General features: G+C 35.8%; 28 protein-coding genes. 23 read left to right on the top strand and 5 right to left on the bottom strand.

All coding sequences use genetic code 11. The features are described from left to right. Positions 1–243: 243 nt before the first annotated feature. The 19 genes from CFS04_RS02085 to CFS04_RS01995 all read left to right on the top strand — a co-directional run bounded on the left by CFS04_RS02085 (position 244) and on the right by CFS04_RS01995 (position 17,986). Entirely contained in the window at positions 244–1,536 is a 1,293-nt protein-coding gene (locus CFS04_RS02085) for a toxin Cry1Ac domain D-VI-related protein (protein ID WP_088808943.1), read from the top strand. 241 nt (positions 1,537–1,777) lie between these two features. Continuing rightward, positions 1,778–2,011 (top strand): hypothetical protein, encoded by a 234-nt coding sequence (locus CFS04_RS02080; protein ID WP_088808942.1) that lies wholly within the window; start codon positions 1,778–1,780, stop codon positions 2,009–2,011. Between the two features lie 346 nt (positions 2,012–2,357). Beyond that, on the top strand, positions 2,358–3,692 hold the full coding sequence (locus CFS04_RS02075; protein ID WP_255377764.1) for a toxin Cry1Ac domain D-VI-related protein: 1,335 nt from the start codon (positions 2,358–2,360) through the stop codon (positions 3,690–3,692). Positions 3,693–3,774: 82 nt separating this feature from the next. After that, complete coding sequence (locus tag CFS04_RS02070) at positions 3,775–3,975, top strand: hypothetical protein (RefSeq protein ID WP_088808941.1); 201 nt, start codon at positions 3,775–3,777, stop codon at positions 3,973–3,975. A gap of 97 nt (positions 3,976–4,072) precedes the next feature. Further along, positions 4,073–5,770: a collagen binding domain-containing protein gene (locus CFS04_RS02065; protein WP_088808940.1), complete on the top strand. Its 1,698-nt coding sequence runs from the start codon at positions 4,073–4,075 to the stop codon at positions 5,768–5,770. Positions 5,771–5,798: 28 nt separating this feature from the next. Further along, complete coding sequence (locus CFS04_RS02060; RefSeq protein ID WP_088808939.1) at positions 5,799–6,077, top strand: hypothetical protein; 279 nt, start codon at positions 5,799–5,801, stop codon at positions 6,075–6,077. A 24-nt stretch (positions 6,078–6,101) separates the two neighbouring features. Further along, the gene (locus tag CFS04_RS02055) at positions 6,102–6,488 is read left to right on the top strand and encodes a hypothetical protein (protein WP_088808938.1); all 387 of its coding nucleotides are present in this window, start codon (positions 6,102–6,104) and stop codon (positions 6,486–6,488) included. 58 nt (positions 6,489–6,546) lie between these two features. Then, entirely contained in the window at positions 6,547–7,953 is a 1,407-nt protein-coding gene (locus tag CFS04_RS02050) for an FtsK/SpoIIIE domain-containing protein (RefSeq protein WP_088808937.1), read from the top strand. Beyond that, entirely contained in the window at positions 7,950–9,014 is a 1,065-nt protein-coding gene (locus CFS04_RS02045; RefSeq protein ID WP_088808936.1) for a replication initiation factor domain-containing protein, read from the top strand. Before CFS04_RS02050 ends, CFS04_RS02045 begins: the two co-directional genes overlap by 4 nt. 185 nt (positions 9,015–9,199) lie before the next feature. Beyond that, entirely contained in the window at positions 9,200–9,439 is a 240-nt protein-coding gene (locus tag CFS04_RS02040) for a hypothetical protein (protein WP_088808935.1), read from the top strand. 14 nt (positions 9,440–9,453) lie between these two features. Then, positions 9,454–9,795, top strand: a complete 342-nt coding sequence (locus CFS04_RS02035) for a hypothetical protein (RefSeq protein WP_088808934.1) — start codon at positions 9,454–9,456, stop codon at positions 9,793–9,795. Positions 9,796–10,160: 365 nt separating this feature from the next. Next, a complete protein-coding gene (locus CFS04_RS02030; RefSeq protein ID WP_159457876.1) occupies positions 10,161–11,084 on the top strand; it encodes a conjugal transfer protein in 924 nt (307 codons plus the stop codon). Between the two features lie 19 nt (positions 11,085–11,103). Next, positions 11,104–11,352: a TcpD family membrane protein gene (locus CFS04_RS02025; protein ID WP_088808932.1), complete on the top strand. Its 249-nt coding sequence runs from the start codon at positions 11,104–11,106 to the stop codon at positions 11,350–11,352. Beyond that, complete coding sequence (locus tag CFS04_RS02020) at positions 11,353–11,748, top strand: TcpE family conjugal transfer membrane protein (RefSeq protein ID WP_088808931.1); 396 nt, start codon at positions 11,353–11,355, stop codon at positions 11,746–11,748. A 1-nt stretch (position 11,749) separates the two neighbouring features. After that, positions 11,750–14,251: an ATP-binding protein gene (locus tag CFS04_RS02015; RefSeq protein ID WP_088808930.1), complete on the top strand. Its 2,502-nt coding sequence runs from the start codon at positions 11,750–11,752 to the stop codon at positions 14,249–14,251. A gap of 21 nt (positions 14,252–14,272) precedes the next feature. Further along, positions 14,273–16,147, top strand: coding sequence for a CD3337/EF1877 family mobilome membrane protein (locus CFS04_RS02010; RefSeq protein ID WP_369821508.1), 1,875 nt, complete (start codon positions 14,273–14,275; stop codon positions 16,145–16,147). Beyond that, entirely contained in the window at positions 16,125–17,087 is a 963-nt protein-coding gene (locus CFS04_RS02005; protein ID WP_255377763.1) for a lysozyme family protein, read from the top strand. The genes CFS04_RS02010 and CFS04_RS02005 overlap by 23 nt, the downstream gene beginning before the upstream one ends. 10 nt (positions 17,088–17,097) lie before the next feature. Further along, a complete protein-coding gene (locus CFS04_RS02000; protein ID WP_088808927.1) occupies positions 17,098–17,574 on the top strand; it encodes a hypothetical protein in 477 nt (158 codons plus the stop codon). Positions 17,575–17,632: 58 nt separating this feature from the next. Further along, positions 17,633–17,986: a cystatin-like fold lipoprotein gene (locus CFS04_RS01995; RefSeq protein ID WP_088808926.1), complete on the top strand. Its 354-nt coding sequence runs from the start codon at positions 17,633–17,635 to the stop codon at positions 17,984–17,986. 109 nt (positions 17,987–18,095) lie between these two features. On the opposite strand, the gene CFS04_RS12915 is transcribed toward CFS04_RS01995, so the two are convergent. Continuing rightward, entirely contained in the window at positions 18,096–18,260 is a 165-nt protein-coding gene (locus tag CFS04_RS12915) for a type I toxin-antitoxin system Fst family toxin (RefSeq protein ID WP_117584597.1), read from the bottom strand. A 147-nt stretch (positions 18,261–18,407) separates the two neighbouring features. Between CFS04_RS12915 and CFS04_RS01990 the strand changes: the two genes are divergently transcribed. The 3 genes from CFS04_RS01990 to CFS04_RS01980 all read left to right on the top strand — a co-directional run bounded on the left by CFS04_RS01990 (position 18,408) and on the right by CFS04_RS01980 (position 20,819). Further along, the gene (locus CFS04_RS01990; RefSeq protein WP_088808925.1) at positions 18,408–19,289 is read left to right on the top strand and encodes a helix-turn-helix domain-containing protein; all 882 of its coding nucleotides are present in this window, start codon (positions 18,408–18,410) and stop codon (positions 19,287–19,289) included. Between the two features lie 320 nt (positions 19,290–19,609). Beyond that, entirely contained in the window at positions 19,610–20,485 is an 876-nt protein-coding gene (locus CFS04_RS01985) for a tyrosine-type recombinase/integrase (protein WP_159457875.1), read from the top strand. Positions 20,486–20,549: 64 nt separating this feature from the next. Beyond that, positions 20,550–20,819, top strand: a complete 270-nt coding sequence (locus tag CFS04_RS01980; RefSeq protein WP_088808923.1) for a helix-turn-helix domain-containing protein — start codon at positions 20,550–20,552, stop codon at positions 20,817–20,819. A gap of 194 nt (positions 20,820–21,013) precedes the next feature. Here CFS04_RS01980 and CFS04_RS01975 read toward each other — a convergent pair whose 3' ends face one another. After that, positions 21,014–22,189 carry an MFS transporter gene (locus CFS04_RS01975; RefSeq protein ID WP_088808922.1) on the bottom strand — a complete coding sequence of 392 codons (1,176 nt, stop codon included), beginning with the start codon at positions 22,187–22,189 and terminating at the stop codon, positions 21,014–21,016. 204 nt (positions 22,190–22,393) lie between these two features. Between CFS04_RS01975 and CFS04_RS01970 the strand changes: the two genes are divergently transcribed. Then, complete coding sequence (locus tag CFS04_RS01970) at positions 22,394–22,891, top strand: PadR family transcriptional regulator (RefSeq protein ID WP_369821507.1); 498 nt, start codon at positions 22,394–22,396, stop codon at positions 22,889–22,891. Positions 22,892–22,916: 25 nt separating this feature from the next. On the opposite strand, the gene pflA is transcribed toward CFS04_RS01970, so the two are convergent. The 3 genes from pflA to CFS04_RS01955 all read right to left on the bottom strand — a co-directional run bounded on the left by pflA (position 22,917) and on the right by CFS04_RS01955 (position 26,934). Then, positions 22,917–23,663 (bottom strand): pyruvate formate-lyase-activating protein, encoded by a 747-nt coding sequence (gene pflA, locus CFS04_RS01965; protein WP_088808920.1) that lies wholly within the window; start codon positions 23,661–23,663, stop codon positions 22,917–22,919. Between the two features lie 86 nt (positions 23,664–23,749). Beyond that, positions 23,750–25,981, bottom strand: coding sequence for a formate C-acetyltransferase (gene pflB, locus CFS04_RS01960; RefSeq protein ID WP_088808919.1), 2,232 nt, complete (start codon positions 25,979–25,981; stop codon positions 23,750–23,752). A 392-nt stretch (positions 25,982–26,373) separates the two neighbouring features. After that, positions 26,374–26,934, bottom strand: a complete 561-nt coding sequence (locus CFS04_RS01955; protein WP_088808918.1) for a glycerol-3-phosphate responsive antiterminator — start codon at positions 26,932–26,934, stop codon at positions 26,374–26,376. Positions 26,935–26,941: the final 7 nt, after the last annotated feature.

Here is a 26,941-nt window from a genome sequence, read left to right as displayed (position 1 = left end):
AAACACCCATTTTTATACCTAATTAATGTGCAATTTTCGTATTTTGTTCACAGCTTTTACGATATAAAATATGCTATTATATAAGTATTCACCAGGCGTTGCAAGACAGTTACCAACTCATTTCTGTCACGAAAAACCGACTTCTTACATTAGAAGTCGGTTTTTCTATTGTTACATTAAATAATTTGTTTTATTTATAAGTATTAGTGGAATAATTTACATATTAGGCGAGGAGTTGAAAGAATGAAGGGGAAGAAGATAATCTGGTTCGTTGTTAGCGGCTTTTTGATGCTAGTTGTTTTAGTTTCAGTCGTATTAGTAAAACATCAAGAAGCTGTGCAGGCAGTAGAAGAAAAAGAAGAGGCAAGAAAAGTGGCATTGGAGCAAGAAATGGCATTAGAAAAAAATGCGACTTCTGCAGTGGAACGCTTATTTGCATCTGAAACTGAAGAATTATTGAGTGACACGTATTCCGAAGATCTTAAAACGAAGGCTGAACAACTTGTGCAACAATTGGCTAATAAAAAAATGAAAGCCAATTTAAAAGGAAAATTAACTCGCGTAGATAAGTTTGTCAGCCAGATTTCTGCAAACCAATTGAAAGTGAATGCGTTATTTTCAAATGAGCAGAAGAAAACATTAGCGCAAAATGTAACTCGTGAAGACATTAATAGTGTGAAAAAAGCTGTGACTAATGGGACTTTACAGACTAAATCAAAAAAAGAACAGCTGGCAGATGTACAAAAAGCGTATGATTTACTTATTCGGAACGAAGAATTGCAAAAAGCAGCTACAAGTAGTTCAGCTGAAAGCCAGGCAGACAAAAATTCGAATGATGTTCAATCTTCGATCAAAGAGTCTGCTACAAGTGTCCAAGAAAGTCCGGAATCGAAATCAAAATCGAGTAAATCGAATTCCAATAATTCTTCCGGTGCACCATCAGCATCAAGCAAGAACATACCGAGTGTTGCAAAAATGAAGCTTGCTTCACAAACGAATCAGATTATTACTGTCGTAGCCAGTGGAACGAGTGCAAATGTGAAATTTTGGGAAAAATCAGGCGAAACATGGAAGCAAGTATTTTCTACTTATGGCCAAGTCGGTTCGCAAGGCGTTGGTTCTGCGGATGAATACCATAGCAGGACACCTAAAGGGGCTTACTCCCTTGGTTTTGCTTTTGGAACAAGCAATCCGGGTACATCTTTAGCATTCAGACAAATTACCAATCAAAGTTACTGGATTTCAAATGTAAAGGATAATCAGTACAACACTTGGCAAGAACGAAATTCATCTAGCAGTGCTGATGAACATATGGCAAGTTATCCGGTGCAATATCGTTATGGCGTTGTGATTAACTATAATACAAGCCGAACAAAAGGCGCAGGATCAGGTTTTTTCTTGCATTGTAGCAATGGTGCGCCAACTGCTGGCTGTGTCGCTATACCAACAAGTCAAATGGCAACAGTTTTACAAAAATTGCATAGCGGCGCTTATATCGTAAACGTAACTAGTGAGCAAGAATTATTGCAGTATTGAAGTACAAATTTATTTTTACTTTTTAATCAAATAAGATGTTCAGCATGACTTATCATATAGGCTTGGAGTGGTGTATCATTTTCAGGTAATGAAAAAAGATAACCATTCCAAGCTTTTAATATCAAGTTTTCTAGTTTACATAATATATACAGCTATAGATTTTTAGTATTATACTTTTTTGTTTTAACATTAGGTTGTTTAACCTAATGTTTTTATTTTTGGATTTTGAGGGGGAGTAAAATTGACTGATAAACAAACTAGAGATTTAATGCGTAAAGCTGTTCCGTTGGCTCGTAAGTTCGAAGGCGATTGGACGGTTCGAATGAAACTAGCTTTAAAAGAAATGGTTATCCGTCATTATTTAATGCTTCCCTTAACTTCTAAGAATTACAAAATGTTACTTGCGAAAGGCTGCACAGTTCGCCGAATTTGCAAGCATTACGGCGTTAATCGCCATCATTTAAAATTTTTATAAATATTATCACGATGTGAATTTTGCCATCGAGAAAGTAAATTGGTAATTCGATTGGGCGATTTAGAACGCTAAAACATTTTGATTACCTGTTTCTTCGATAATGAAAAAACTGTTCTTTGACAATTACATATAGAAAAAACGCACTTGAGATAAATCAAGCACGCTCATAATAAAACCTAGACAATTTTATTATAAGCGATAAGACTCGATTTGTCCAAGTGTGTGATTTCATTGCTCTTAAATTTGTATTCAATAACTTAAATTAATTGATTGAAAGATAAATATTTTATTATTTGTGTGTTGTTTAGTAAAATAATCTATAGACAAAAGTAAAGGAGCTGGAAGAATGGAAACAAAAGGGAACAAAAAAATATGGTTAGCGCTAAGTAGCTTTTTAATTTTGCTGATTTTAGTATCGGTGGTTCTTGTTAAGCATCAAGACGCTGTGAAAGCGGAAGAACAAAAAGAAGAAGCTAAGAAAGTAGCGCTTGAACAAGAAAAATCATTAGAAAAGAATGCGACATCGGTGGTTAATCGCTTGTTTGCCTCAGAAGAAGAGAAACTATTGAGTGATACATATTCCGATGATTTAGAATTAAAAGCAAAGCAACTTGTTGGGCAAATAGAAAATAAAAAAGTGAAAACAGATTTAGATAAAAAGTTAGCACGTGTTGATGAAATGGTTAAACAGATTACAGTTAATCAAGTAAAAGTAGAATCATTATTTACGAATAAACAGCAAAAAGTACTAGCAAAAGATGTTACGCGTGGCAAACTGGATGCATTGAAAAAAGAAGTTGAGCTTACAACGTTGCAAGAAAAAGCCAAAAAAGAACAATTAGCTGATGTTCAAAAAGCATATGCAGTTTTAAATCAACAGGAGAAAGCAGAAAAGCAAGAAGAAACGAAAGCAAGCGTCTCAAATAATCATTCTCAGACGAATCAGCAAACTGGCAAAGATGTTAAAAGTAAGAATAATGTAACAAGTTCAGCACCAAGTGCAGGAAATGATGTAACTAAAGGAAGCACAACAGCACCAAAACAAAGTGGACAATCTAGTTCATCCAATCAATCTTCAAATCTACCTTCACGAAAAGTTAATGTTCCGATTGTGACTAGGATGAATTTGGCATCTCGAACGAGCCAGATTATTACCGTTGTAGCCAGTGGAACAAGTGCACAAGTGAAATTTTGGGAAAAATCTAGCGGAACTTGGAAACAAATATTTTCCACGTATGGACAAGTTGGCTCCCAAGGCGTAGGTTCTGCAGATGAATATCATAGTCGAACACCACGCGGAGCATATTCACTCGGTTTTGCGTTTGGAACGAGTAATCCAGGAACCTCCTTGCCGTTCAGACAGATTACAAATCGCAGTTATTGGATTTCAAATGTGAATGACAGTCAGTATAACACTTGGCAAGAACGAAACTCATCTAGCAGTGCTGATGAACATTTAGCAAGCTATCCAACCCAATATCGTTACGGTGTTGTGATAAACTATAATACAAGCCGAACAAAAGGTGCAGGTTCAGGTTTCTTCTTGCATAGTAGTAATGGGGCGCCAACAGCTGGTTGTGTTGCAATTCCAACAAGTAAAATGGTAACCGTATTACAAAAGTTGCATAGTGGTGCTTATATTGTAAACGTAACAAGTGAACAAGAATTATTACAGTATTAATTGAATAAACGATTAAGAGCAAATGGTAAGTTCATTTGCTCTTTTTTTGTTGCCTGAAAAGTAAAAAAAAGGAGTGGTTAACATGAATGAAAATCAAAAAAAATATATTCAGCTAACTAAAAAAGCTGATGGGATTATTGATGAACTAACATTAAATACTGATAGATTGCAGATAATTGAGCTTGGAGAAGAATTGCATGAGCTGTATTCTCAAATCGATAATCTAATTTTGATTTTGAATAACAAAGAAATTAGAGAGGCGATGGGGATTACTGATTTTTAAAGAGATTTAATATTTTAAAGGGGTGATGCGGTGACATCTAATGATTAACAGAAACAGAATTAGAAAATATAAAAATGAAAAGGTGGTTTTTAGAAAAATGATTCAATTGTGTAGAAAAAAAGGATTTAAGTTTTTGTTGTTAGCTTTCTTGTTAGTATCAAGTGTTTTAACAGCTTTTGCGATGGCACCAAAGGCGTATGCGGCAAGTACAACTGTTAGCATCGTTTCGAATAATGTGACGTATTTATATGGTCCTGACAGTGTTAAAGCAGGCAATCCACAGCCTGTAAGAATGATTGACCGTTTGCGTGATTCAGCGGGGCATGTGGTCTTCTGTATTAATTTTAGTAAGCCGTCACCAAACGGGTTATCTTATAACGAAGCGGAACGTTTAGACAATGCGACCACTTACTTGCTGAATGCGTTTTATAAAGAAAATAAGAACTTAACAGGTAATCGGGCGTATGATGAATACTTGATTCAAGCGGCGATTCATACGATTAAATCCCCGGATGATTTTACATTAACGAATCCAAGTGGTGAAACGTACGTAGATAAAGATGGCTCTTATACAACGGTTAACAAAATTAAGGCGCTTGTAGCGGAAGCGAAAAAAGCAGGCAATCCAACGGTGCCAGCATTCACCAATACGCTATCCGTATCAGCTATGAATGTTACTTCTAAACGTGTAGGAGACAAATTTATTAGCGCTCCAGTAACCGTGAATGCAAAAGGAACAGGTACATTAACGGCGTCCTTATCCAATGCCACAAAAGGCTCTTATTTAGCGGATGAAAAGGGGAATCCCATTCAAACGATTCAAAACGGCACTAAAATTACTGTTGTCACACCAATTAGTGAAGTGAATGGACAAGCGATACAGCCTAAAGTGACGGTTAAAGGCGATTTTGAAAATGCCTATCAAGTGGCTAAACGTCTAACTGGTCAACCCAATTATCAAGATATTGCTACGTATGGCTTAGATTCTTTTAAAGAAGTGAAAACAGCAAGCTTTACAACAGCCATCCAAGCAGAAATGGGCTCAGTGCAAGGTGTAAAAGTAACAGATGCTAAGAAACCAATTGCGGGTGTGACAATGGATGTTTATAAATCAACAGGTGAAAAAGTAAAATCAGTCAAAACCGATGAAAAAGGTATTTGGAAGGTGGACTCATTGCCATTTGGTCATTATTATTGGTTGGAGTCTGCAACTGTAGACGGTTATGTATTAAATAATGTGAAACATCCTTTTACAATCAGTTATGACCGTGTGAATGCCAACGCAGGCGAGTTTGTAAATAAAATTATGAAAGGTCAAATAGAAGTATTGAAAATTGATTCGGTAACGAAAGAACCATTAAAAGCGGCAGAATTTACTTTGACTGATAAGAATGGTGTGACAACAAAGAAAGTAACAGGTGAGAACGGAAAAGCAATTTTCGATGTAGAAGCAAATAATGTATATAGCGTAAAAGAAACCAAAAATCCAACGGGTTATCACGGTGTCTTTCAAGTGAAAGATATTGTTGTCACGAAAGATAAACAAGTATTTTCTTATACAGCAAAAAACACAAAAGATGTTGTGGTCAAAGAGCAAGCTCAAGTACAAAAAGTGCAAAAAGAAAAAATAGAAGTGGCTAAAGTGGCACCTGAAAAAGAAGTGAAACACGTTCAAGCTACGAAACTAGCTAAAACGGGTGATACGTTAATGTGGCCATATGTAGTTGCGGGGCTTTTATTAGCAGTGACTGCTGTTGTTATCTTGATTTGTCAAAGGAAAAAAGCTCGTCAATAAGCGATAAAATGAGGATGGGGGTGAAAACATGACGACAATGAATTTAACTGCTGTGAATTTGGATGTTCTTCATCCTCGTTCTGATATTTGGATTTCTAAGTATACATTTTCTAAAGCGCTTGATGAATTATTTGAGCTGGCGAAAAAGTTACATGTGAAATTAGAAATATGTATGAATTTAACCCATATAGAAATGTTGATTCTACAGAAAGTAAATGAAATTTTCTATGTGAATCAAACACAAGCGAAGCAGTATTTTACGAAATTAGAAGATATTAAATTAAAGATGCTATTGAATAGCAAATAAAAAAATGAAATGAGGAAATGAAAAATGGAAATTATTTTAACAGAAGAGCAAGTAAAAGCGCATTTAGGCGAATTGAAATTTATTGGAGCGGTTGGAAAATATGGTTATGTAGAGGGCAAACGAACTGAAGAATTTGAAACGGTTGTCTGTACATTAGGTGCTCCAAGACTTGGGGGTTCAATTGAAATTAAATTGGAAACGAGCCAGTTGCCTAACGTTAAAGAATATGCAACCGTAAAAGTCGAAAATCTAGCCTACTCACCTTATGCAACAGTAACAACTTTCGGTGACCGCAGTAATGGAAAAATGGTTGACCGTTTTGTGGGGACTGCAATTATTCCTATTAGCTCATCGGATCGTTTGGCAGATGAAAATGGTGAGAAGGTGGAAAGTAAGCCTAAACTTAAATAATTAGAAGGGCTATTATAAAAATGTTTTATGATAGCCCTTTGAAAGGAGGGCAAGAAAGATGTTATTAGAATTCTTTCGTTATAAAGGTGTGCGTATACAACCTTATATGCGTCATTTATTACTTTACTATTTGCTTAGCGTTTTTATATTATCTATAGCTGTTCCAGTTTATTTGAGATATCAGTTTCCAACTTTTTTTAAAAATATAGTGTTAATTTCATTCGTATTCTTACTGATTGCGGTGTGTGCTCTTAGCATGATTAGGAAAATGTATACCTATTCTCGAATTGCAAACATGATTTACTTAGGAAGATACTTTTTGATTGATAATGTCACTGTTGTTCCAATTTTTGGGCAAAAGCATAGTGTGAAGAAAAAAATTGTTTACTATCCTAAAGTGTATGTCAAAGCAACACGTAAAAATATTCAAATTTCTGTTTTGCTGGATGGGTCAAAGTTTCATCAGCAATTTAAAGAATGGGGTAATCCCTTAGAAGATATGTTTTCGGGTGATTTGCAAAGAAAATATTTGCGTAATAGTTATATGATTTACGATATTCGTTTAGGCTTTGATAAAGATAGGGTGAACATTACTAAGACAGAAGTGGCGAATTATGAAATAGTACTAATGGATGGCTTAGTCTGGAATATCGCTAAGACTCCTCATGGTTTAATTGTGGGAGGGACAGGCGGCGGTAAAACGTATTTTTTGTTTACGATTTTATTAAATCTATTGAAAATGGGGGCTAAAGTGTCTATTTATGATGTAAAGAGGTCTGCGCTTGCATCACTCAATGATACGTTGCCGGGTGTCTTTATTGAAGGTAATAAAATCATACAGAATTTGCGTGAAACTTATGAAAACATGATAAAACGCTTTGATGCGATAAGGGCACGAACTGATTATATGGCTGGTAAAGATTTTACGTATTATAAATTGCGTCCGGTCGTTGTGATTATTGATGAATTTGTGGCATTACAGCAAAGTTTTATGAAAAAAGAAGATAAAGAAAAATTTGGTTATTATTTGCGACAAATAGTTCTAATGGGGCGTGAAGCAGGTTATTTTTTAATTTTGACCACTCAAAGACCAGATGCCAGTTTTATGCCGGGAGATATAAGAGACCAATTAGGAATACGTATTGCGTTAGGAAAAATGTCATCGGAAGGCTATTCAATGGCTTTCGGAAGTGTGGATAAAACGTTTGTGAACTTTGAGGGCGAAAAAGGGCGCGGTTATTGTTTTCTTGATGGAGTGACAACAGAAGTGAGGAGTTTTTATAGCCCGTATGTTCCTCCAGAATTTGATTTTAGAAGTGAGATTGCCCAATATGCTAGCAAAGCGCTCGAAGCGTGGGCGCAGGAGGCGCCTGACGGAGTCAAGAGCGAAGGAGCGGAGCTAGCAGGCGAGGCTTCGCCTCGCGTAAAGATAAAAGAAATAGTAATGGAGGAAGAAGAGATATGAGCGAAGCGAATAAACCCACCGACACTAAAAGGTGGGTAACTACCCCACAAGAAAAAAATGGTGCTGGGTATCTGTCCGCGTGCATTGATTGGGTTCAGATTACGGTAAAGTCGGCAAGTGCGGAAGAGATATGTGAGCATCTTTTGAAAATTCCTTTCGATATGATGATTGAGGACGAAGGAACAGGGATATTCGGAGCTTCTGCTTATTTATGCTATGACAAAATAAGAATATTAGTGACTCGGAACAAAGGAGAATTGGCTTATTATCAAGTGTTGTTGACAGGGCAAGCATGCAGGCAATTTGAAGTTTTCCTGAATACTCAAAAAAGAACTTGGTTTGATTTTTTTGAAGATGCGATGAAGTTTGAAGTTAACTTTACTCGTGTAGATTTAGCGATTGATGACAAAAAAACATACTTTAAAATTTCGCGATTGCGGGATATGGCAGAAAATGGTTTGTGTCAAACACAATTACGTCTTGGGAAAAAACATGGTTCTTTTCAGTTTTCGGATGGCGAAGGGCGCGGAGAAACAATTGATTTTGGCAGTCGTCAAAGTGAATTCTTTATGACTTTTTATGAAAAAAACTATGAGAGAGCGAATAAATTTGGAACGGATGTTGAACAAATCGGTAAGTGGAATCGTTATGAACTGAAGTTTCGACAGAAACGTGCTTCGCTGGTTGTTTCAGAATTAGTCAAAAAACGGGATGTGATGGCTGTTGTGATGCCTATTCTTAATGCGAAAATTCGATTTTTAGCGAATCGATCGCATGAAAAAAAAGAACGTTGTGAGACTTGGAGACCTTGGGCATACTTCATGAGGGATATAGATAAAATAAAGTTAACAATGGCACCTGCTGAAAAGTCATTTCCGAGTTTTTACGCATGGCTACAGAATGCGGTTGCACCATCACTTTGGATTGCTGAATCATTAAAAGGCTTAACAGGTGAGGACATTATACAGACGGTGATTGAAAATGCTAAAATCACTCAAAAACATCACGAGATATTAGATAAATATATGCAGGAATATAAATTGCTTACTAAAGAAATATAGATAAAAAACGGATTAAACAGGAAGTGTCAACGGTAAATGTCTGACTGGAGCAAAGCGGAAGGAATTTAAGGAGTTGATACGAGCGCACGATTTTCACGCTATTGTTTGCAAATGGTTTCTAACCGTTTGCCGAGTTCCCGACGGCGAGGGAAATCTTTTGACTTTAAATATTGGGAGGAAACGATATGAAATTATACGCAGTACGTACAGAAGAATGCGAGGAACTGATACACAACCTTGAGGAGCAAGGTTGTAAGTGGACAGATGGTGTAATGCCTAATCCGCAAAAAATTTGGAATGAATTCAAAGAAGAGACAGTAATACGCCAAAGTGACTATGATTTTTTGTTTCACAATTGCAGAAAATTTTATGAAATAGTTTACCCCAACATCCCGATAGTCGATTATCTAAAAAAGAGTGAATAAAGTAGGTGTTTTCAATGAAACGCAATATGGATACTGAGATACGCTTATTAGGATTTGAGGCTGTGACTTCGCGGGGATTTGAAAATTTTTTATCCAAACGCATTTATATTAGAGAAATTGGGCGTTTTACGATGCTAGTCATAGAAGTTTATAAGCCAGATATGCGTATTCGTTTAGGTGAGAAGCCTAGAAGTGGTGGATACGTGTATGACTTTTATAAAGCTCGATATGAACGGAAAGATGGGAAAATGACGCATCAGAAAGTGTATGGTCGTCAATTAGAGGCGCCTCAGTTGTTAGCTAAAGTTCGTGGCTTTTTAAATTATATCAATGCGAATAATGTGAAAATGAAATAAAATTTCAAGGAGGAGTGGATACTGTGAAATTATTTTTTCAACACTATTGGAAAATTATCTATAAAGTTTTGTCTGTGATAGGCGGTATCATCGGCTATTATCTCTTTTTTTCACTAAAAAAAACGAGAATTATGTGAAATTTTAAGTGTAACCGTTTCTTTGAATGAGGTTTGAGAAGCAATACCGTATGAAAAGAAATGGGGAGCAAACGAAGTGCGGTAGAAAGGGTTGACAGTATGTTTAAAAAGTTCAAGTCATTTTGGAAGTTTATGGGTGAAGATTATGGCAAAATACGATTCCGGAAAAAAGAATCGCGATCCATTCGCAAAGAAAAAAATCCTGTGCTAGTACGAAGGATTTTATGGGTGTTCATTTTTATTATTTCGATTTCTGGTGTTTTAGGCTATTTGAAAGCTGTTAAGGCGGAAAATACTACTGAAAAAATTATGCAGGAATCCAAAAATAATGTGCCAAAAACTGACAATCCAAGCAATTCTCAACGAATGGTTTTGTTTGGAAAAGAGTTTGTAGAGAAGTATTTAAATGTCCCCAAAGGAGAAAAAGAAACCTATCTTAAGGAATTGGGCGGATATGTTTCAAAAGGATTTTCATTTGACGAGTGGGTGCAATCGGATGCGGGACGGAAATTAACGAATAATTTATTTTATGATGTAGTGCAACAAAAAGGTCATGTGGTTATAGTTTATAAAGTAGGTTATGACAATTTGAATGATGAGGAGGCGACGCGACTAAAGAAAGTGAAGGCGAAGCAAGGAAACAAAGTAGTGATTAAAAATGTATCTGAAAAATACACAAAGGAAGTGAAAACACATGTAGATGCCTTATTATATGTGCCAATTAAACAGAATGGTAATCAGTTTACAGTGATTGAAAACCCCTATTTTCAAGTCATACCTGAGTTAAATTCGAATGCATCTAAGAAAGTTATGGATTCGGCAGAGGATAAAGGTCTGGCTTCTGTTTCAGCGAAGGAAAGTGAAGAAGTTGAAATGTTCGCGAAACGCTTTTTTGAACACTATGCGAGTGATTCCAAGCAAGATATGGCTTATATGATGAAAAAACCTGAAAGCCTAGAAGGATTGAAACAATTTGATGAAATTTCTTCTCTCAAGGCTTATGAGAAGGGTCATCATATTCTTGTGAAAGCAGAAGTCAAATTTGAAGACAAGGGGTCTTCATTGCCAGATAAAGAAGTTTTTACTTTGGAATTATCGAAAAAGGAAGGGCAGTATTTTGTACAAAAATTAACGCATACGCTAGGTGATTAGAAGGAGGAGAAAAGAATTTATGTTGTGGATGAGTCATTTAGCATTTGGAGCTTTACCAAGTTTGGGAGGTTTAACATCTTATGTGTCAACAGAAACAGCCAACGCTGCAACCATTGTATTAGTAGTAATGGCAGTCGTTTTTCTGTTTAAACAACAAATCGGAAAGTTTATTGGTTTTATCGCTTTTGCGGCGGCGGTCATGTGGATAATTGGCGACCCTAACGCGCTTATTTCAGCGATTAAGGCCATATGGGAAAAGGTGGTTTAGGTGGACAATCGAGAGATTTATAATTACAAGTTAGCGTATGAACATCCGTATGTGATTCGTAAAGTAACGAATAAAATTTATGTGCCATTCGGTGGTATTCGTTTGGCGCGTTTTGTGACATTTATAGTTATTTTCGGGATTGAAATCCTGTTTCGAGACTTCATATTTAGTTTGAAAAATGTGATGCCGGGATTAGACTTAGTTGTACTTGTGGGCTTGCCTTATTTTTTGTCGGGTTGGTTGTTGAAAATTAATCCGGACGGAAAAAAAATTCATTATTTTTTATGGGATTATGCGGTTTATTTTTTCACAATTAAGGTGCCCAAAAAACGATTTTCGGGGGATGTACCTGTTTTGTATTTAGATAAGCCAATTCAATTAGAAAGAAGGCGATAAAATGGCATTTGAGACTCCTTTTAAACAAGTGCAAGGCAATTTATTATTAACAAAAAAAGGGGATATATGGGCGTATTATCGCCTTTCCCCTGTATATATATCTTTTGGAAATAAAGAAGAAAAAGAAGAACAAAAAATTAGATTTGAACAGTTTTTAAACCAATTGGAACAGTATCGTGATTTTGAATTGCATATGATGCCTAAGTCAATGGAGTTAGAACGTATGAATCGTGAACTGGAGAAGGACTTTGACCCTAAATCAAAGACGTTAGGTCGTTATTATGCGAATGAAACAGTTGCGATGCTGAAAAATAGTTTGGGGCAAGTGACACGAAGCGATTTTATTGTGGGTGTGAAGTTGAAAGAAAATGTACTCACAATGGATTCACGTAAAAATCAGCTAAAAAATGCTGTGGATTCGATTTCAAGCACGATATTATCGCTACTACAGATGACGCGTGAGGTGGAAGATACCTTTTTTGAGCGATTCACGAAAATTGAAGAAGATTTATTACGCTTAGTCCAATCTGTACGTGGGAAGCGTTTAACAGAAGATGAGTTGATTTATTTGAATCGCTATCATTTTATACGTGATATGTCCCATGTAGTGGAACAAGAATCAAATAAGCGTTCTGTCGAAGCGATTACTGATGCGATTATTGACCCGACAACACCAGGCTATTTAAAACTTCAAACAGGAGAAGGAGAAAAATGGATGACGCATCTTATGGTTGATAATTTTGATTATAATATGCAGTTTTCACATTTATTTGAACGTTTACAGGCGGCTTCCTTCGGTGTGGAAGTTAAAATAAAAGGACAGTTTAAAAATGGTGATGCGGTGCTTCGTAAATCGAATCGTATAAAAACGAAAATGAATACGATGGGGAGCGAAAAGGCGGAAACAGATGGCACGGTTCAAGATTCTGTGAAAAAGTCGCGCTTTATTTTAGACCGTTTAGACAATCAATTAAGTGGCGGTAATCAAAAATTTATGCATTGGATGGTTGCCATTACAGTGACAGGGGATACTAAAAAAAGTTGTCAAGCACGTGCGGAAATGTTGGGACGTTTGTTAGGACGTGCAAAAATTAGTACTGTTCAGCCAAGTGCTGACCAACTACAGATTTTTTATAAGTTATTACCTGGTCGAAGCTTGGAGGGACGGCACTGGATTCAAAAAACAACATCTGCAGGGCTTGCAGAAAATTTATTTGCAGTGAGCCAAAGACTGGGAAATAATATTGGTTTTTATTTGGGGCGTATTAATCGATTAGATAGAAGCGGGGATTTGAATCGTTCGGTTCGTTCAAGTCGGGATTTAGTTTTTTTTCATCCCTTTATTGCGAATAAGGGCTTAGAGGGGGCGTTAACAGATTCACCCCATATTAGTATTACAGGTCAAACAGGGAAAGGGAAGTCATTTTTAATTAAAATGCTGTTGATGTTTTTGTCTATGCTCGATGTACAGACGTTATATATTGACCCCAAAACCGAGACAGAGGAACAATTTAAAAAGGTCGCGAATGACCCTTATTATCAAAAACATTTTCCGCTGTTTTGTCAGCATTTAAAATCATTTCATTATGTGAATTTAGATGTGGAGGATACAAAAAGTCATGGTGTTCTTGATCCGTTAGTGATGTTAGAAGGTGCGGAAGCGAAAGATACGGCTGTGGCCATTATTGAGCAAATCTATAGTTTAACAAATAAAGATGATGTGAAACGCGTCTTGTTGCGTTCAATTGATGATGTCTTAAGGGAGCGAGAAAATGGGCAGGCTGTTGGGTTTATGACAGTCATAGAGCGGATGATGGAGAATGAAGAAAAAGATGTCAAGAATGCAGGGCAATTGTTGCATCAAATGATTCAAAACAGCATTTTACAACTTGTATTTTCGCGTGGAAACACGGACGGATTAAAAATCGAAGAAAAAATGACGATATTAGGCATTAAAGGACTTGACTTACCTGATAAAAATGCGGATGCGCAGTTTTATAGCAATTCGGAAAAAAATGCTGTGGCGATTATGATGGCATTATCCAAGTTTTGTAATAAATTTGGTTCAGCAGATAGAAAAAAACATACAGTAGTCGTCTTTGATGAAGCGTGGATGCTGACAGTTTCACGGTTAGGTGCTAAATTAATTCAAATGATGCGCCGTATCGGACGTTCCTTTAATAATGCGCTGATATTAGTAACGCAATCGGTGCATGATGTGAATAGCGAAGAAGACAGTGGTAATTTCGGTGTAAACTTTGCATTTGATGAGGAAAGCGAACGAAAAGATATATTGCGCTTTATGCATTTAGAAGTGGAAAAGGACAAGGAAAATAACAATGAAAAATTATTGCGAAACATGATTAAAGGAGAATGTCTTTTCAAAGATGTATATGGTCGAGTCGGAAAAATTTCGATACATTGCTTATTTAAGGAATGGACAGAAGCTTTTAAAACAGTTGAACAAACACATTCTTCACAAGCCGAAAAGGTATTTGCTTAGGAGGTGTCTCATTTGAAACGGATGATGTGCGCAATGTTTCTTGTGTTGGTTTTTATGAGTATGACAATGCAAACAGTTCAAGCGGAAGTGGCACCTAATTCTGATGTGGTCATTACGGATAAAGGTGAGGTTAAAACGAAAGAAGAAGCAACTAAAGAAAAAAATACAACTGTGAAAAAGAAGATTGAAACGGTGGCGGGTATTGAGCTTCATAGTAAGTATTACCCATTAGCAAATTATCGTGCAAATGTGAGTACGGAAGGCGAAAGCTGGTTAAGTAAACCTGCAGTTGGCGCGATGAATGGGATTACAAATTTTTTCTTCTTTTTAAGTAAAATTATTTCGGAAATGGTGGATACCTGTATTGATAAATTATTTTCCTTAGATGTGGTGAATGCAGTCGCGGACTTGATTGGGAAAATATCGACACAACTGTATAACCATTTATGGGCAAGTTTTGGTGCGCTATTTGTAGTTATTGCTGTGTCGCATTTGTTTTTTATTTTTGTCTTTAAACAAAATGCGGTGGAAACGTTAAAAAGAGGCTTGATTTTATTTTTAGTTATGGGATTAGTAACTGTTTGGTTTTCAAATGTGTCTTATTACCTGAAAGTGGTGAATCATTGGACGGAACAAACGGAAGGGGTATTGATGAAGGCAGGTACAACGTTTACAACTGATTCCGAGGTGACAATTCCAGAGGGGCAAGAGCTTGAGGGAGCCCTTTCTGTGATGCGTAATTTTTATTTTGATTTAACCGTAGAACGACCATATTTGTTGATGAATTATGGGACTCCAGATAAAGCCAGTATTATAAAAGGGGATAAAAATAGGGTAGACAGGTTGCTATCATTAAAATCTACGGATGCGGGACAAGATAAACGAAATGAAATAATAAAGCAAGAAATAAATTCAAAGAACAATCCTAATATGTCGGCTGGTTATGTGGATTATCAAATGGCGATTGCCTTTATTGCCTTTTTGTTTACTTTGATTTTAGGAATTCCGTTGATTCTGATTGCATTTCTTCATGTACTTTTTTCTGTGTTGCCCATGTTGTTGAGTATAGTTTTAGCTATTACGGCAATATTAAGCATTTTACCAAGTTTTTCAAACAGCTTTTTAAAAACATTTGGGAAAATGATTGCGTTGTTTTTAATGAAGGCATTGGTTTCTTTGTTAATTTTAGCTATTTTTCTGATTGTCACCTTGATGGATAAATTGCTTCCGCCGACAAGTCCGAGTATGTATTTTGTTAATATGTTGGCGATTGCTATAACGATTATTTGTTTATTAAAGTATCGAAACGAAGTGATTGCATTATTTACAGCAGGACAAGTACGAGTCAATGCTCCGATGCCTCATGTATCTGATTTAAAGGATAAGGTTACTAAAGGCTTTTCGTCCCCTAAGCTAGAAAGTTTTACTTTTCCTGATTTAGGTGGCAGAAGCGAGTTAAGAGGAGAGGATAGCGAGGGTACAGAAACTTTAGATAATGCAATAGGTGAGATTGATACGCAATCTTTTGAAGAAAATAATTATTCTCGTCAAGACCAAGAGACTCTTGGAGAAGAGAATTCTTCTGTAGGACAACTTGAATCTCCTGAAGAGAATCAAGAGAATAGCAGAAATTATACTGATTTTGAGAATGTAAATGATTCTGATTCTTTAGATGAGACTTATACAGATATGGGTTCAATGAGTGAAGAAGAATCTCGAAATGTAGTTGATTTTGACGATTTTAGACAAGGAAAAGAAGAATTGTCTAATTTTGAACGGACACCACAACCTGAACCAGTAAATGAGGATTATTTTCAATCTTTAGAAATGATGGAACCGCCAGCAGTAGATGTAGAAAATGAAGGTGATGATGATGAAATTCATCAAGTGGGGTAGCATTTTACTTGTGACGTTGTTGGCTATTCCCATTATGGTTGTGCTAATGTTCTCTAATTCGGATTCTGAACAGTCATTTGAGATTTCGACATCACAAGAAGGAAGTACGGCGAAAGTATCACAGGAAGTCGAGCGTTACCGTCCCCTTTTTGAAAAGTATGCGCGAAAATATGGATTGGAGCAGTATGTCAATATCTTGATGGCATTAACTATGCAGGAATCTGGAGGGCGTGTTCCAGATGTGATGCAGAGTTCAGAATCGCTGGGCTTACCCCCAAACACAATTACAGACCCTGAACTTTCGATTGATGCGGGTTGTAAGCATTTTAAAGCTGTTTTAGCAGATGCGAAGGGTGATGTGAATTTAGCACTGCAAAGTTATAATTTTGGAGGTGGATTTATCACATGGGTTCAAAATGGACGAGGGGGAAAATATACGTTAGCTTTAGCTCATGAATTTAGTTCTTTCATGGCGGTTAAAATGGGATGGGGGAATTATGGTGACCCCGAATATGTGCCCCATGTTCGCCGTTATTTAGTAGACAGTGGAGGAAATGGCTCGATGGCAGGTGAAGTTCAGTTGATTATGAAAGAAGCACTTCAATTTCAAGGACAACCATATTCTTGGGGTGGAAATAATCCTCATATTGGGTTTGATTGTTCGGGGTTGACGCAATGGGTGTATAAAGAAGCTCATGTAATCTTACCAAGGACAGCAGAAGAGCAATATTATTTTTCTAAACGTATTACAGCGGAGGAAGCTAAAGCAGGCGATTTAGTATTCTTTTCGGGGACATATGAGGGAAAAATCGTTACGCATGTGGGGATTTATTTGGGGAATGGTCAAATGTATAATAGCAATGATTCAGGCGTGGAATACTCAAACATTCAGTCAGGCTATTGGAAAAACCATTTATACGGATTCGGTCGAGTTTTATAGGAGGTGTAACATGAAAGGTTGGAAAGTGATGTGCTTTATTTTGTTTGTTTCTGTTTGTGTGTTGGGTTATTGGGCTCATGAATGGAAAAGTGAAATAAAAAGTCAACAAACTGAAATACAAAAGTTGTCTGCAGTGAAAAAAGTTGATAAATTAAAATATCAAGCGGATCGAATTAATCAGACATTTTTAATGGCTTTCTTTACTTATCAAGATAGTGATGAACGAAGAAAGCGAAGTGCGTTTTATTTAACAGATGAAACATCGGATGTTGCTTTTCCATCAGGGGCTAGTCATTCAGAAATTTCATCTACATTGAAAGATTATAAGAGTTTTAGCACGGTGAAAGGCAACCAAGTTTTTTATTTAAATGAACTAGAAATTCAAATAAGCTATGAGGGTGTTGAAAGTTCTTATAAAATGATACTTGAAACAGCAGTCAATACGAAAGAAAAAATAACTAGATTAAAAGTAGTGTCGACTGTATAATTTTTTCTTAATTTATGATATATTGGAGGTGCATAGAAAAAACGGAGGAGAAGAAAGAATGAAAAAACTTATTTTTGCTGTTTTGGTTTTAGCTGTTATGATACTAGGTGCTTGTGGAAATTCGGATGCAAAGGCAAAGGAAGAGTATAATAAACAAATAAACTTAGTAGTTCAAAATAAGGATGATACTATTTCTTATGCGATAGAGAAGGAGAGAAAATTAAAGCGGGAAGAGTGTAATTTTAAAGTTTATAATCAAGGTGATTTAGTTTATATTCAGTATCCACTTGAAAAGGATGATGATAAACTTATGGAAGATGTTTATAAACTGGTTGGTGATGAAGTGAAATTATCCAATTCAGACGAAATTAAAGGCGTGACCCCTGATTATGTGGAAACGAATGTTAAATGATTTTTGACTAATTTGAGTAATTGTGTTAGAATTAAAGCAGAAAAAAGTGAAACAAGTAGAACACAGAGAACCCCTAGTACTCTTGGACGGAGCTAGGGGTTTTTGTCGCCTATTTTTTGCGCCTGTTGTTTAACCATACGCTGTAAGTTGTAATTAATAAACCTACAATAAGCGGCGCAATAAGACTTGAAAAAAGTAAAAGCAAGTAGAACACCTCCTTCCTCCTGTTGTAAATTACCGCCAGAAGGAATAGGCGACTATATAAGTTTACCATTTTTTTTAAAGATAATATACTAAAAATATTGATATTGAAATGAGTAAATTACACATTTTTTATTATGTTTTCATTTAGATGTTCGGATAATATACACAGAAATGATTTTGAATACTTGTTATAATTTTTATGAGGTGGTGGAAAATTATGACAAATAAAACAATAGGTGAAGCTCTAAGAGATATCAGAAAAATTAAAGGAATGACACAAAGTGATGTAGCAAACAAAGAATTAACACGTTCAAGTATCACTAAAATAGAAACCAATAAAATGAATCCAAGTTATGAGAAAATTATGGTATTTTGTCAACAACTTGGAGTTAATTTAGCGGAAGTAGTTTATTATCAACACAATAAGTCTGTGAGTGAGAGAGAGATGTTATTTTACGAATTCAGAAATTTGAAACTTTCAGTTTATGAAGACCCTTTGTTAAGCCTAATTAGAAAAATGGATGATTATTTATCACGTGAAAAAGATATAATGATTTTTGAACTGCGTGCAATTTTAAAAGGAGCAAAATATTTAAATGATTCTAATGACATTGAGAGGGCAAAGAAGGAAGTAAGCTTTATATGGAATAGATTAGAAAAACAAGATGAATGGTTTGAATTTGATGTTTTACTTATATCAAATATTATTTATGTTTTTGATTTAGATACTTTAATCATTCTTGGAGAGAAGCTAATTGATGAAGTGGAAAAAAATAAATATCTAATTAGCTATAATCGGTTGAAAACGGTATTGATGATGAATATAGCACTATTTTTAAAACAAAAAGGGCGAATGGATTTAGTGAAAAAATATTTAGATAAAGGTATTGAATTTTCATATAAAAATAATGATTTAGTTTCTGCTTATCTTGGTAAATATAGGTTAGCTGAATATTATTTATATATTGGAGAATATGAAAAGGCTGAGGATATGAACAGTGAAGCTGTAAGTTTTTTTGAAGAAATTAATGATGAAGCACTTTTGGAAGATATTCGCTTTGATTGGAATGATATTAAGGGCAAATTAAAACTAGACTGAAAAGTCTAGTTTTTTGTTCGTATATTGTGCAAAATGAGATTGCAGAATAATTTAATGTTAAAATGTTATTATGGAGGTGACAACTATGAAAAAATATTACTCGGTTTTAAGTTTTGTTAGTGCTTTTGCAGTGTTGTTTTCAGCAATGTTAATTGGCGGATAGGAAACATGATGTAAACAGTGTATTAATTGCCATATGTAAAAAGAAGACAAATAATACACTGTTAAGTATATGTATCTGGGAAATACATATATTCTCATTCTAACATAATAAGAAAATGATTTCGATAAATAGAGATGAGAGAAAGAGGCGCAAAGTAATGATAAATAAAGAGTTAAGGGAGTATAAAGAATATTTGACTTTTAGAAATTTATCTGGTACGACAATAAAGGCGAATATTAGAATTATACAACGATTAATTTATGATGAATTTGAAACATTTGCTATAACAAAAAAACAAGCTGAAAAAGTGATAATTAAATTAAAAAACACTTTATCGAACACAACTGTACGTTCATATGTAAATGTACTTAAAAATTTTTATAAATTTTTGATTGATTTTAACTATACAAATATTTTAAACCCTTTTTATTCAGTACGGATAAAAGTAACAGCAAACAAGAGTATGAAAGTTTTATATGATAAAGAAATTCAAAATTTGTATCAGTATTTGGAAACAAATAATAATGGTCTCACAGCCTACCATTTATTTCTTTTTGATTTGCTTTATTCAACAGGAATTCGGCTGTCTGAGGCGTCAAATTTGAAAATAATAAATTTTAATTTTGATGAACGTTTAATGAGTGTTACAGGAAAAGGCAATAAAGAGAGAATTGTCGTGTATGGAAAAAAATTTGAGTCTATTCTTAGGTTGTATTTAGAAGCGCGTGAAGTGGTAATGAAATTTAATAAAAAGTATCACTCTAGCTTTTTGATTAATTTTAGTACAGGCGATCCGATTTCTGCATCTAAAATTTACACTATGATTTCAGAAATTGGTAAAAAAATAAATTTGAAATTGCATCCACACATGTTGCGTCATTCATTTGCTACGCAGTTACTTGAGAATGGTTGTGATTTGAGATATGTACAAGAATTGCTTGGTCACGAGAGTGTCCAGACAACTCAAATTTACACAAAAGTTCAAATTAAGAAAAAACAAAAAGTTATTGCAAATTTTCATCCGAGAGCTTAAATTTTAAGCTCTTTTCCTTTGCTTTATGATATAATAAAATAAAAAAAGGTACTTGGGTGATGCTATGTTTGGTATGAAAGATAGTGTAATTAAACAAAAGATTGTTTCAGAGCTTTATGAGTATGTAATGTCTCAAAAAGAAGTTGCGGAATATTTAGATATGGAAACTACAAATGTATCTAAATTAGTAAAAGATAATAAAATTGTTCCTTTATATGTATTTAATCAAAACAGTTCAAGGAAGATATATTTATTTTATAAAAAAGACGTAGAAGAATACAAAAAAAATCTTGATGCATTTCGTAATTTAAGAAATAAAAACAAAAGCAGTTGACATATTTTAAAAAGAATGTTAGTATCTTATTAAGATAAATAATTTAATGTTAGAGCAAAATAAAAAGTAAGGGAAGACAAGCTTCTATCCCTTACTTAAATCTTAAAAATCTTAGTTTACATAATATATATTATAGGAAGTATCGAATTATTGTAAACAAAAACGCCTTCTAAAAAGAAAACGTTTTTTACTGTTTATTCCATTGCTTCAACGACATGTTCTACAGGTTGTACTTTCAAAAATAAAATGCCCATGCCAACAATTGCTAAAACGGCAGCAATTAAAAATGGATAACTTGTTCCGAATGCTTCGCTAATGATGCCTGAACATAGCGGCGCAAATGCAGCGCCTAACCAGCGAATAAAATTATATGCACCACTTGTTACGCTACGTGCATATGGTGAATGTTCTATAACGGTTGTGGTAAACAATGCGTTGTTTATTCCTAAAATTAAGCCTGAGATGACGATTAAGACGATTCTAACCCATAGAATGTTAATAAGGCCTAATAAAATTAAAATGATCGCACAGGCTATTAATGTGAACTTTAATATGGTTTTAGAGTTGTATTTGGATTCTAAATCGTGCGCAACTTTGGCGGAGCCAAATGCAAGGCATAAACCCCAGGCGAAAAAGACAAAACCAATTTTGATTGCAGATAATCCAAGGACAAGTGGTGAAAAAGCGAGAATCGTAAAGAAACAATAATAATAGAACATCCCACTTAACGAAATTTGTAGGAATGGTTTATAGGTAAACAAATGCAACATTTGCTTAATTGGAACTTGCTTTTTATCGACCGTGGCTGTAGTGTTTTTTGGCGCTTTTACTTTAAATAAAATGAGCAAACATGCGATGAAAATTAAAATAGCTGTTGCTAAAAATGGATAACGCCATGAAAGATTCCCTAAAACACCACCAAGCAATGGACCAAATGCCATTCCGAGCCCCATCGCCGATTCATATAAGCCAATGGCGTGTGAGGTTGTATGAGAAAGTGAAATTAAAAGCGTCATAGCGGTCGCTAGAAACATCGAATTTCCGAATCCCCACCCTGCCCTAAAAATGGATAAAGCACCAATGCTATTTGAAAAACTACATAAGAGTGCAAAAATTGTTACTAAGAAAAGACCACCAACTATGAGCTTCTTATCTCCTACTTTACTGGCAATAATCCCGATTGGAATCATCATGATGGCCATTGTGAAAATATAGGCTGTAAACAGCATTTCAACTTGTGAATGTGTGGCACCAATACTTGAAGCGATACTCGGTAAAATTGGATCGACAATGCCGATCCCCATGAAGGCAAGTAGCGAAGCCGCAAAAGTAATCCACTTACCAGTATTTTTCTGTTGTTCAGTTAACATGTTCGTTCAACTTCTTTCTATTTTTTTCGACTTTATTAGTGTATCGCTATTTTATTTATATGTCAATATTTACATATGTTATTTTTGGCGAATTCTTTGCACAAATCTGCGAAATAGATTACAATGAGCAAGAAGAAAGCTACGAGAAAGGAAGTAAATTTTGTGAAGTCAAATATTAATTTGCTCGGCTATACTTTGCTTGAGATGATTGCCCGTGAAGCTTCAAGCGGCTATGACCTCGCTAATCGCCTGCGCATCATGCAAAATACAAATCACAGTCAGATTTACCCAATGCTCGCAAGGCTCGAAGATGAAGGCTATTTGATCGTTCACACGCAGCTGCAAGAAGGTAAACCAAATAAAAAGATTTACGCCATCACAGAAAACGGCATTTTTTTATTAAAAGAATGGTCCGAAACGGCACTTAAAATACCAGTGACGCGTGATGAATTTATTATTAAACTGCAACTGGATTGGCTGAACCCTGAACGAACGGCAATTCTTTTAGAAGAACGCATGACCTATTTAGAGGGCCAACTGCGATTGACAGAAGATAGTTTAGTCCATTTCGAGCAACTTTTAGGATTAGCCACAAAAAATGATTTTGTAAATAACATGTCCTACCAAATTTATTTGCGAAAACGCGACTTAATTCGCGCTGAAATCGATTGGTGCCGGGATATTTTAAAACATAAAAAATAAGCCTCCTATAGCGAAGGCTTATTTTTTATGCGTATGTGGCCGTTTTTAAAATCTCATTGGCCATTTTAATCGTTTCCTCATCAGGTGGTTCAATTCCTTCAAGCGGATAACGAATACCAAGTTCTTTCCATTTATAGACGCCCATCGTGTGATATGCCAACACTTCAACGCGTTTTACGTTTGGCAACGTATCGATAAAGTCGCGTAAAGAAGTTAAATCAGCAGGATCATCTGTTTTTGTTGGGATTAAGACGTGGCGCACCCATATGGGTTGATTTTTATCGCGTAAATAATGCGCAAAATCTAAAATGGGGGCATTGGATTTCGTTGTAAGTTTTAAGTGCTTCTCAGGATTCATTTGTTTGATGTCAAGCAAGATTAAATCGGTCACTTCCATGAGCCGGTCTAACTTTTCAATGAATTCGGGTTCTCGTGTGAAACAACCACCACAACTATCGATGGTCGTATGAATCCCAGCTTTTTTACATAAAGTAAAGAACTCAATCAAGAAATCAATTTGCAGAAGTGGTTCACCACCACTCACAGTAACACCGCCGTCTGAAGCCTCCCAAAATTCACGGTATTTAATGGCCTCATCAAACACGTCTTGTGCGGAACGTTCTGTGCCTGTGCCAATTTTCCAAGTATCGGGGTTGTGACAGAACTGGCAACGCAGCAAACACCCCTGCATAAAAACAATAAAACGGATTCCCGGACCGTCAACCGTCCCCATTGATTCAACTGAATGTACGCGTCCCATTACTTCTGACATTACTAACCTCTTCCTTTCGATTGGCTTTAAAAAGGGGGATGCTGCTTCTCGCCTAGCATCCCCTTTTTTGAAATCTAATTTTTTAATTACATGCTTTCGTGCATTGTACGGTGGATAACGTCTAGTTGTTGTTCACGAGTAAGTTTGATGAAGTTAACTGCGTATCCAGAAACACGAATGGTTAATTGCGGATATTTTTCTGGGTGATCCATTGCATCCATTAACGTATCACGATTGAATACGTTGATGTTTAAATGATGCCCCATTTTACTAGAATAACCGTCTAACATCGCAACTAAGTTATTAATTTGAGATTCATCTTCGCGACCAAGCGCTTTTGGTACGATAGAGAATGTGTTAGAAATACCATCTTGACCATATTCATATGGTAATTTTGCTACGGAAGAAAGGGAAGCAAGTGCTCCTTTAGTGTCGCGTCCGTGCATTGGGTTCGCACCAGGTGCAAATGGTTCGCCAGCACGACGTCCGTCTGGTGTATTACCAGTTTTCTTACCATAAACAACGTTCGAAGTGATTGTAAGAACAGAAGTTGTATGAACAGAATCACGGTAAGTTTTGTGTTTTTTAACTTTTGTCATGAAGCGTTTTAGTAAGTCAACTGCAATTTCATCTACACGGTCATCATTGTTACCATATTTAGGGTATTCACCTTCGATTTGGTAATCTGTTACGATACCATCTTCGTCACGAATTGGCGTTACTTTAGCATATTTAATTGCAGAAAGTGAGTCGGCTGCAACAGATAAGCCGGCAATACCAGTTGCCATTGTACGTAAGACATGTGTATCATGTAAGGCCATTTCAATGCGTTCATAAGAATATTTGTCATGCATATAGTGAATAACATTTAATGTATTAAGGTAAAGTTCTGCAATCCATTCCATCATCGCATCATATTTTTCCATTACTTCGTCGTATTCAAGAACATCGCTCTCGATTGGACGGAAAGCTGGGCCAACTTGTGCTTTTGATTTTTCATCAACGCCACCGTTAATTGCGTATAGCAATGTTTTCGCTAAGTTCGCACGAGCGCCAAAGAATTGCATTTGTTTACCAACGCGCATGGCAGATACACAACATGCGATTGCATAGTCGTCGCCCCATTTAGGACGCATAACATCGTCATTTTCATATTGAATAGCAGATGTTTTAATCGACATTTTTGCACAGAATTTTTTAAATCCTGATGGAAGTTCAGTAGACCAAAGTACAGTTAAGTTTGGTTCTGGAGCTGGTCCTAAGTTGTCTAATGTATGCAAGAAACGGAAAGAGTTTTTCGTTACAAGCGGTAAACCATCTTCGCTAATTCCGGCGATGGATTCAGTTACCCAAGTAGGATCTCCAGAGAATAAGTCATTATAGTCAGGTGTACGAGCAAATTTAACAAGACGAAGTTTCATGATGAAGTGATCCACAATTTCTTGTGCTTCTTCTTCAGTAAGAACGCCGTTGCGCAAATCACGCTCTACATAGATGTCTAGGAATGTAGAAGTACGTCCTAAACTCATTGCCGCACCATTTTGTTCTTTAATTGCTGCTAGATAGCCCAGGTATAACCATTGGAACGCTTCTTGAGCAGTTTTTGCTGGCTTAGAAATATCAAAACCGTGTTTTTCCCCTAAAACTTTAAGTTCTTGAAGAGCACGAATTTGTTCGTTGATTTCTTCGCGTAAACGAATGATATCATCGCTCATAGTGCGAAGACCTGTGTTATTTAAATCTTGTTTCTTTTGGCTAATTAAGTAGTCAACGCCGTAAAGAGCTACGCGACGATAGTCCCCGATAATACGACCACGGCCATAAGCATCTGGTAAACCAGTAATAACCCCAGATTTACGAGCAGCACGCATTTCAGCAGTGTAAGCATCAAATACACCTTGGTTATGTGTTTTACGATATTCTGAGAAAATATGGCTGATTTCTTCATCAACTTTAAAGCCATAAGATTCTGCAGCTACTTCCGCCATACGGATACCACCGAATGGTTGTAAACCACGTTTAAATGGTTTGTCCGTTTGGAAACCAACAACTTTTTCTAAGTCTTTGTTTAAGTATCCTGGGTCATGTGAAGTGATGGTCGATACGATTTTTGTATCCATATCCAAAACGCCGCCGTTTTCACGTTCTTGCTTTGTTAAGTCCATAACTTGATCCCATAACTTGTTTGTTGCGTCTGTTGGGCCAACTAAAAAGCTGTCGTCCCCTTCATATAAGCGATAGTTTTTCAAAATGAAATCTCGTACGTCTACTTCTTCTTGCCAGTTACCACCAGTAAATTCATACCATTGTTCAGTCATTATGGAAACCCTCCTGTTATTTTGCTCATCTTCGAGCGTTTGTTAGTGAGCAAAGTTAGTTATATTTATACTGTTATCATAACATAAAATAAAAAAAATGCTACAGTTTTGTGCATCTTTTTTCAATCTTTTCTATTACATTTATGTTACATAATGCACAAATGGCTTTATTATCACTTGTTTTAAAGGTGTTTTAACTTTAGTGGAAAAAAATATTTTTATTTTAAAAATGATTTTAATTTGCCTGTATTAGTAAAAAGCACCATTTTTGTTATAGTACAGTTTTAGAAACCGCTTTCTGTTTCATATAATTGTTTTTCATGAAAACAACTACAGACTGATGACGAGGTAAAGCTTCCCTTTGTCATCAGTCTGATACGATACGCATTAGTTTAGAGTTGTTTCGTCCATAATTCTTTATTAGAAGTTGTAATTGCAGTCGCGCCAGCAGCTAAGACGGCATCAATTTGGCTTTGCCGTTCAATCAATCCGCCAGCAATAATGGGAATTTGAAGCTTTTCATGCATGTTTGCAATTTGTTCAGGTAAAATCCCTGGCAAAAGTTCAATCGCATCAGGCTGCACTTTTTCAACCAATTTCATGCCTTTTTGGTAGGCGCTTGAATCAATCATGAATAAACGCTGAATGGCCAGGACTTTATGTTGTTTGGCCTTTAAAATGACATTTCCACGTGTGGAAATAATGCCATCTGGACGAATTTGCTGGCAAATAAAATCAACCGCATAGTCATCATTCTTCAAACCATTAATTAAATCCGCATGGAGCAATACTTTTTTTCCCGTAGACTTCGCAAAATCAACGAGTGATTTCACTTGTGCCACATGTGTTTCAAGCATTACCATATACTGCACAGATTGCTCAGCGATTTTTTCAATATCGCGTTGATGATGAGCAGCCGGAATAATTTTTTGTCCGCCAAATAATTCCTTCACATTGTTC

The organism is Listeria sp. ILCC796, assembly GCF_900186175.1.
Classification (GTDB): Bacteria; Bacillota; Bacilli; order Lactobacillales; family Listeriaceae; genus Listeria; species Listeria goaensis.
The sequence above is the reverse complement of the archived record's forward strand: the minus strand, read 5'-3'. Positions and strand labels throughout refer to the sequence as shown.